The following is a 2,165-nucleotide window of genomic DNA, read 5'->3' on the forward strand; positions in this document are numbered from 1 at the left end:
GGCCCACCCACCGGGCACCGTCGCGACTCCGGTCCGCATCGCCGACGCCGAGGCGGCCGCCCTGCTGGCCCCCGGCGACACGATCGACGTCCTCGCCGCCGGCACCGGCTGGGGACAGGACGGCACGGCCACCGCCTCACCGGCCCAGACGGTCGCCGACGACGTCCGCGTGATCACCACCCACAAGCGCGCCGCCACCTCATCGGCCAACGCGGGTGGCGGAGCGCTGATCGTGCTCGCCACCACCTCGGCACAAGCCGCCGAGCTCGCGGCGGCCCAGAGCGGCGGGCGTCTCTCCATCACGATCGGGCCACGGCGGCGCCCATGAGGCGATCATGCAAATACGGAGAGTAATATACTGCGCCCCGCCCAACCAACACTCAGTCAACCGGGGAGGCCACATGAGCGGGTTCAAGAAGTTCCTGATGCGCGGCAATGTCATCGAGCTCGCCGTCGCCGTGGTGATCGGCGCCGCTTTCACCTCGATCGTCAACTCGTTCGTCGAAGACCTGCTCACCCCGCTGATCTCCGCCTTCGGCGGCCTGCCCGACTTCAAGGGCCTCACCTTCACGGTCGGCGAGTCCGTCTTCCGCTACGGCGAGTTCATCAACGCCCTGATCTCGTTCGCCATCGTCGCCACCGTGGTCTACTTCCTGGTGGTCTCACCGTACGAACGGCTCAGCGCCCGCTTCCGCCGCGCCGAGGTCAGCACCACCCGCGAATGCCCCGAATGCCGTTCGGAGGTCCCCAAGGCCGCCACCCGCTGCGCCTTCTGCACGGTCCAGCTCACCCCGGCCGACTAACGGCCCCAACCCGGCCACCCGCCCACTACAGCACCGACCCCACCTTGGGGTCGTACTCCCAGTGCCACGGCTCGAACGGGTTGCTGTAGGCCCACTTAGGGTGAATCCAGCCGTACTGCTTCCCGTTCGCCTCCAGCCACCTGAACTGCGGCGACCCCGAGATCTGCACCCCACCGCACAGGTCCACCGCCAGCCCGAGGCCGTGGTTGCTGCGCCCCGGCACTGCCGCGAACCCCGGCCGCCGATAGTAGATCGACTGCTGCTCGGCCAGATTCCGGTAACTGTCCGTGACACAGATCGGCTTGCCGAACTGCCTGCGGTACGCCTCGCTCAGGCTGACGAACGCGATCGCCGCATCCGCCCGCAACTCCTCCCCCTTCTGCTGCAACGGGCAGAGGTACGCGCCCGGAATCAGCCCGTTGGGGAAGTCGTCCGTTGACTTGATCTTCGTCGGGTCACAGGCCAGCGCCGCCCGCCCGACCTTGTCGATCTTGATGCCCAGCTTCACAAGCGCCTGCGTCAGCGACTTCACGACCTTGTCGGAACGCTTGCGCAGTACGTCGATCTCCACCGCCATCTGCGCCTCGCCGAGCAGCTTGTCCGACCGCAGTTCCTGCGCCTCGGCCGCGAGCCGTTGCCGCCCTTCGAGCAGTCGCCCGGTATCCGCGACCACCTGATCCCGCTGCGCCACAAGCTGCGACACACTGGACATCGCACGCAGGCTCGCCTCATCCGACCGCCCGCTGACGAACGGCGCGATCTCCCCGCCGCTCGCCTGCTGGTAAAGGAGCTGCACCAGATCCGACAGCGGTTGCCGTACCTCCGCCAGCGCACGATCCGCCCGATGCAGCTCGCGCAGCTTCGCCGTCAGCCCCTTGTCCGCCTCCTTGACCTGCGCCCGCCGCGTTTCCAGTGCCTTCGTGGCCTCCTCCAGATCCCGCGCGGCCAGCTCCGCCTGTTTGCGCAGCTCGGCGAGATTCTTCGGATCCGGCCGTAACACGGACCGCGGCACCGTACGGCCGGCAGGACCGGCCACCTCCACCTGCAACTGATCGCCGACCTTGATCGAGACCCCCGGGGTGGCACTCTCCTCCGGAAGCGGTTCCTTCACCGCAGCCTGGCCGGTCGCCCCAGGCAACAGCGAAATCAACACCGCGAACGCCACGATCAGGCCCGCCGATCGAGGAGATGGCACCTTCGACTCCTCCATTTGCGAACTTGTGACCTGAGCCAGGCACGCACGTTACTACAGCTCGACGGGTGCCCGGGGCGGAGTCGCCCCAGCGGTAATGCTCCAGAAATATCCCCCTGCCGGATTCACGCGCTTTACCCCACAACCCACACCCCCACCCCGAACAGCAC

General features: G+C 67.9%; 3 protein-coding genes. 2 read left to right on the top strand and 1 reads right to left on the bottom strand.

Annotation, left to right across the window (positions count from 1 at the left end):
- Both C1I98_RS38175 and mscL read left to right on the top strand, forming a co-directional pair.
- Positions 1-328 (top strand): RcpC/CpaB family pilus assembly protein (locus C1I98_RS38175; protein WP_233508549.1); only part of this gene is annotated, 328 nt, incomplete at its 5' end.
- Between the two features lie 73 nt (positions 329-401).
- Complete coding sequence (mscL, locus tag C1I98_RS38180) at positions 402-803, top strand: large conductance mechanosensitive channel protein MscL (RefSeq protein ID WP_111172096.1); 402 nt, start codon at positions 402-404, stop codon at positions 801-803.
- A gap of 25 nt (positions 804-828) precedes the next feature.
- Here mscL and C1I98_RS45225 read toward each other — a convergent pair whose 3' ends face one another.
- The gene (locus tag C1I98_RS45225; RefSeq protein WP_267898112.1) at positions 829-1,968 is read right to left on the bottom strand and encodes a D-alanyl-D-alanine carboxypeptidase family protein; all 1,140 of its coding nucleotides are present in this window, start codon (positions 1,966-1,968) and stop codon (positions 829-831) included.
- Positions 1,969-2,165 lie beyond the last annotated feature (197 nt).

This window comes from Spongiactinospora gelatinilytica (assembly GCF_003236385.1).
Lineage (GTDB): Bacteria > Actinomycetota > Actinomycetes > Streptosporangiales > Streptosporangiaceae > Spongiactinospora > Spongiactinospora gelatinilytica.